The sequence below is a fragment of the Deltaproteobacteria bacterium genome (assembly GCA_003696105.1).
Taxonomy (GTDB): domain Bacteria; phylum Myxococcota_A; class Polyangia; order Haliangiales; family J016; genus J016.
This window is the reverse complement of record RFGE01000290.1, coordinates 1-4,702: the sequence shown is the minus strand read 5'-3', so window position 1 is coordinate 4,702 and position 4,702 is coordinate 1. Positions and strand designations below refer to the sequence as shown.

The window sequence follows — 4,702 nt, the reverse complement described above, 5'->3', positions numbered from 1 at the left end:
CGCGTACGGTCCTCGCGGCCCCCTCACGCCGCCGGCGGCGTTGGAGCTCCTCGAAAGGGGGCCCACCCTTACTTCGTCGCTCCGCCTTGCCGTCGACGCAATGTGGCTCACGATCCTCCGTACGGGACACATGATTCCTCATTTAGGGGCGCCCGCGTGGCACGGATGACCAAACCGTATTGGATGGACTGGCAGCGCCGCGCGGGCGGCAGGACGACGGCGGAGCGCGGCGCGGTCGCCGACCGCGGCGAGCCGGCACGCGGCCGCGATGGGATTGCGCCGCACGAACTCGCGGCGATCGCTCCGCCGGCGCCGCAGGGCGACGCCGGTGCCGACGGCGGCGCCCCCTGGATGCTCGATCCGCGGCGCACGATCATCGACCAGGTGATCGACATTCCGGATGCGGTGCGGTTCGCCGACCGCGACTCCGCCCCACTTCCAACCGAGCAGGAGCGAGCCGACGTGACACCGGGATCGCAGTCGTTTTCCGACAGTCGACAGGGAGCGCGGGGAAGCGTCCCGGGCGAGCGGGTCGCGCAGCCGGTCCGCGCGATCGGCCGGACGGCGCGGCCGATCGTGAGCCGCACGCCGCCCACCGTCGCGGTCGCGGCGCACGGCTTCGCCGACGCCCCCCTCGACGAACGGCTCATCATGGTACGCGAGCCCGATTCGGAGCGCGCCGCGGCGTTCCGCGTCTTGCGCCACCAGGTCGTGCGCCACGGCGACCCGCAGGTCATCGTGGTGACCAGCCCGTTGCCGGGCGAAGGCAAGACCACCGCGGCCGTGAACCTCGCGCTCGCCCTCGGCGAGTGCGGGCGGGCGCGCGTGCTGCTGGCCGAGGCCAACTTCACGCGGCCGTGCCTGTCGGCGGTATTCGGCTTCGAGCCGCCGTGGTGTTTCTCGCAACAGATCGCGCACCACCGGCACGAGGCGGACCAGAAGTGGTCGGTCGTCGAGGTGCCGCCGCACGGCATCCACGTCGCCGCGGCCGATCTGCGGTCGGATCGCGTGCCGCTGGTCGACGCGCCGGCGTTCGCGTTCGCGATCGAGCAGATGCGCCTGGCCGGCTACGACTACATCGTCATCGACGCGCCGGCGGTCCTCGGCAGCGCCGAGGTGAACTTGCTCCAAGATGCGGCCGACGGCGTGCTCCTGGTCGTGCGCGGCGGCAGCTCGCGCCGGCGCGAGTTGCGCGCCGCCGTCGAACAGCTCGCGCCCGAGACCCTGCTCGGCGTCGCGCTGCTGCGCCCGTAGCGCCATGGCCGGCTCGCCATCGCCCGACGACGACCGGCGCGCCGCCCTGCAGGACGTGTTCGCGCTGGTCGGCCTCGGCCCGGACGGCTCGTTCCGCAGCGACGACGTCCACGCGCAGTGCATCCGCGTCGCGCGCCGGCTGTCGGTCGCCGGGCGCCGCGTCGTCGGATTCGTGCCGGCCGGTCCCCGCGTTGCGATCCCGCCGGTGGGACTGCGCATCGGCTTCGCGCTGGCGCAGCTTTCCGGCGCGACGGTGGGCTACGTGGACGCCAACGTGCGGCTGCCGGCGTTCGCGCAGGTCGCCCGCCGGGCGGCGACGGCCGCCGGCCGCGACCCCGCGGGGGCGTACGCGACCCATTGGGTCGGCGACTCGCTGGCGGTCCTCACCCCGCCGACCGTCGACTCGGCCGGTCAGGTGATCCCGGCGCTGTCGCGCGCCGTCGCCGACGGGCGCGAGCTGTTCCACTACATGGTCGTGGACCTCACCGGGTTCGACCGCATCGGCGAACACGCGGAGGCGACGGCCCTCGTCGACGGCATGGTCGTGGTCGCGCGCGCCGGCCACACGCACGTCGACGCCCTGCGCGCGTACCGCGACGAACTCGGCGCCGACCGGCTCCTCGGCGCCCTGCTCGTCGGGTAGCGCTGGGATACACGACGTGGCCGCCCCGGTACGCGCACGCGCGCGGTGGGGCGGCCGGATCGTGCCAGGCTGTCCCGACTGGCGCCTGAAGCGGCCACTGAAGTCCCCACATCGCGGGGTCCGGGGCCGAACAGCGCACTGGAGAACCGTAGTTTGCGATACGCACCCTCGTGGACTCGTCCTTGCAATGACGTGCGCCCGACTTCCATCGGCCTCCGTACCGCGACTCGTCCCGTCACCACGCCCACGCTCGCTCGACCTGCCCATGTCCCCGCCCCTGCCCCACGACGTCCGACCGCTTCCCCCCGCCGCCCGGCGACCACGCCGGCGCCGCGCGCGTCTTGCCGCCGGCACCCAGCCGGTTCCGCTGATCGACGCCGACCGGGTCGACGGGGAGTGGACGCCGCCCGACCTGCGCCTCGCGAGCGCACTCCAGCGGCAGCTCCTGCCGCCCGTACCGGCGGACCTCGCCGGCGTGCCGATCGCGACCGCCTACCGGCCGGCGCACCACATCGGCGGCGACTTCTACGACCTGGTGGCGACGGGGGACGGCCGCGTGATGGCAGTGATGGCCGACGTATCGGGCAAGGGGATGGCGGCGGCGCTGGTCATGGCGCGGGTGGCGATGGACGTCCGCCGCGCGCTCGTCGGCAGCGCGTCCCCCTCGGACGCCCTCGCGTACGTCAACCGCACGCTGGCCGCCCGCGTGCCGGACGACATGTTCATCACCGCGATCTGCCTGGAGGTCGACCTGCGGCGGCGGCGGGCGCGGGCCGCGAACGCGGGTCACGTCCCGCTGTTCGTGCGCTCGGCCGACGGAACCGCGCGCACGGTCGCCGCCGCCTCCGGCGCACCGCTGGGGGTCCTGCGCGACGAGACGTACGCCGTCGAGTCGGTCGACCTGCGCGCGCGCGACATCCTCGTGCTGATGACGGACGGTGTGACCGACGCGCTGGACCCGTCCGGCGACCCGGCGGCCGGCGCAACCGCCACCGTCGTGTCGCGCGCCGCCCCCGACGTCCACGCGGTGGTCGCGGCGCTGGTGGCCGCGGTCGACCGGCGTACCGCCGGCGGCCGCCCCGACGACGTCGCGGTGCTCGCGCTCGAGATCCCGTAGCCGCTGCCGGCGGCCGGTCAGCGGGTCCCGAGGTAGCGCAGCGCGATCAACACGCGATCGTCGAGCAGCGCGCCGGTGTCGCTGAACCGGTCGCACGCGTCGAACGCGGCGTTGACGACGCGGCGTGCGCCGTGCGTCCGCAGGCGCGTCGCGATGTCGATCAGCCGCGCTTCGCCGAACTGCTCGTCGTGCACGTCGCGCGCCTCGGTCACGCCGTCGGTGTACGCGACGACCAGGTCGCCCGGCTTGAACCGGTAGGTGCCGCGCTGGTAGCGCAGCTTCGGGAACATGCCGACCGCCATGCCTCCGGCCGTCAGCCGAACCGGCTCGCCCCCGTCGGCGGGGATCACGAACGGCGGCACGTGGCCGGCGTTGATGTAGTGCAGCCCGCCGCTGGGCAGATCGATCAGGCCGATGAACAACGTCATGAACTTCGCGCCGAGGGTGTTTCGCAGGATGCTCTCGTTGAGCGAAAACAGGATCGCCTCGAGCGAATGGACGTGGTGGACGAGCGCGTAGAAGGTCGCCTGCAGGTTCGCCATTACCATCGCCGACGCGACGCCCTTGCCCTCGACGTCGCCAATCACGAACACGAACGTGTCGCGATCGATGCTGACGAAGTCGTAGTAATCGCCGCCGACCTCGAACGTGCTCTGATGCCGCGCCGCGATATCGAGCCCCGGAACCTCGGGCGCCTTCTGCGGCAGCAGCCCCGCCTGGATCTCGGCGGCCACGTCGAGCTCCTGCTCCAGAATGTGCCGGCGCTGGAGTTCGCGGCGGATGCGCGCGTTCTCGAGCGCGATCGCGGCGTGGTCCGAGATGCTCTCGAGAAACTGCAGATCGTCGGCCGTGAACACGCCGCCGTCGGTCTTCTTGTTGATCAGTTGGAGCACACCGACGATCTTGCCGTCGCAGTTGCGGACCGGCACGCAGATCACCGACCGCGTGCGGTAGTGGTAGGCTTGATCGAACGCCGGGTTGAACCGCTCGTCCGCGTACGCATCCTCGAGGTTGACGACCGTGCCATGCTGCGCGACGTAGCCGGCGATCCCTTGTCCGAGCGGCAGCCGGATCTCGCGCTCGTGAATACCGTCGCCGATGATCGACCAGATCTCGTCGTGCTGCTCGTCGACGAGAAACAGCGTCCCGCGATCGGCGCCGGTCTTTCGCTGCGCGATCTCGAGGATCGTGTCGAGCAGCTTCGGCAGCTTGTCGGTCGAGTTGAGGACCTTGCTGGCCTCGACGAGGAACCACAGGCGTTCGATCGTCTTGGCCTGCTCGGCCATGATCTGTTCGGCCTGCGCGAGCGAGCGGGCGGGCGGCGTCATCGCGGCCGCGTGCGCGACGGCCTGCATGCGCTCGGAGATCGACGTTTCGCGGTCGGTGGTGCGGGGCATCGGCGGGGAGATGGGGCGGGGTCGCGACAACGGCCCACCATACCAAAACCGCACGAAAGCTCGACAAGAAATCCCCGTGGCATGCGCTACAGGTTTTTCGCGCCGCCCGCTTCGGTCCGGCGACGCGGTGCGCGGCGTCGCCGGACCGCTAGGAGGCTGTTGCGCATAGGCGCGCCAGCGAGGTTGCGAGATGCAAGGCGAGGTTCGGCGCACGCCCGTAGCGCACGAGGGCGCGTATCATCATACGGTACCGAAGGGCGCGAGGACGTACGCCGAAGATCGCCCGCAGAT

Annotated in this window: 4 protein-coding genes; 3 read left to right on the top strand and 1 reads right to left on the bottom strand. The window is 72.0% G+C overall.

What is annotated here, in order from left to right; translation table 11 throughout:
* The first annotated feature begins 165 nt into the window (after positions 1-165).
* From D6689_18495 to D6689_18485, 3 genes are all read left to right on the top strand, one after another.
* Positions 166-1,254 (top strand): tyrosine-protein kinase family protein, encoded by a 1,089-nt coding sequence (locus tag D6689_18495; protein ID RMH38847.1) that lies wholly within the window; start codon positions 166-168, stop codon positions 1,252-1,254.
* Between the two features lie 4 nt (positions 1,255-1,258).
* Entirely contained in the window at positions 1,259-1,897 is a 639-nt protein-coding gene (locus D6689_18490) for a hypothetical protein (protein RMH38846.1), read from the top strand.
* Positions 1,898-2,084: 187 nt separating this feature from the next.
* The gene (locus D6689_18485) at positions 2,085-3,014 is read left to right on the top strand and encodes a serine/threonine-protein phosphatase (protein RMH38845.1); all 930 of its coding nucleotides are present in this window, start codon (positions 2,085-2,087) and stop codon (positions 3,012-3,014) included.
* 17 nt (positions 3,015-3,031) lie between these two features.
* Here D6689_18485 and D6689_18480 read toward each other — a convergent pair whose 3' ends face one another.
* Entirely contained in the window at positions 3,032-4,411 is a 1,380-nt protein-coding gene (locus tag D6689_18480) for a GAF domain-containing protein (GenBank protein ID RMH38844.1), read from the bottom strand.
* Positions 4,412-4,702 lie beyond the last annotated feature (291 nt).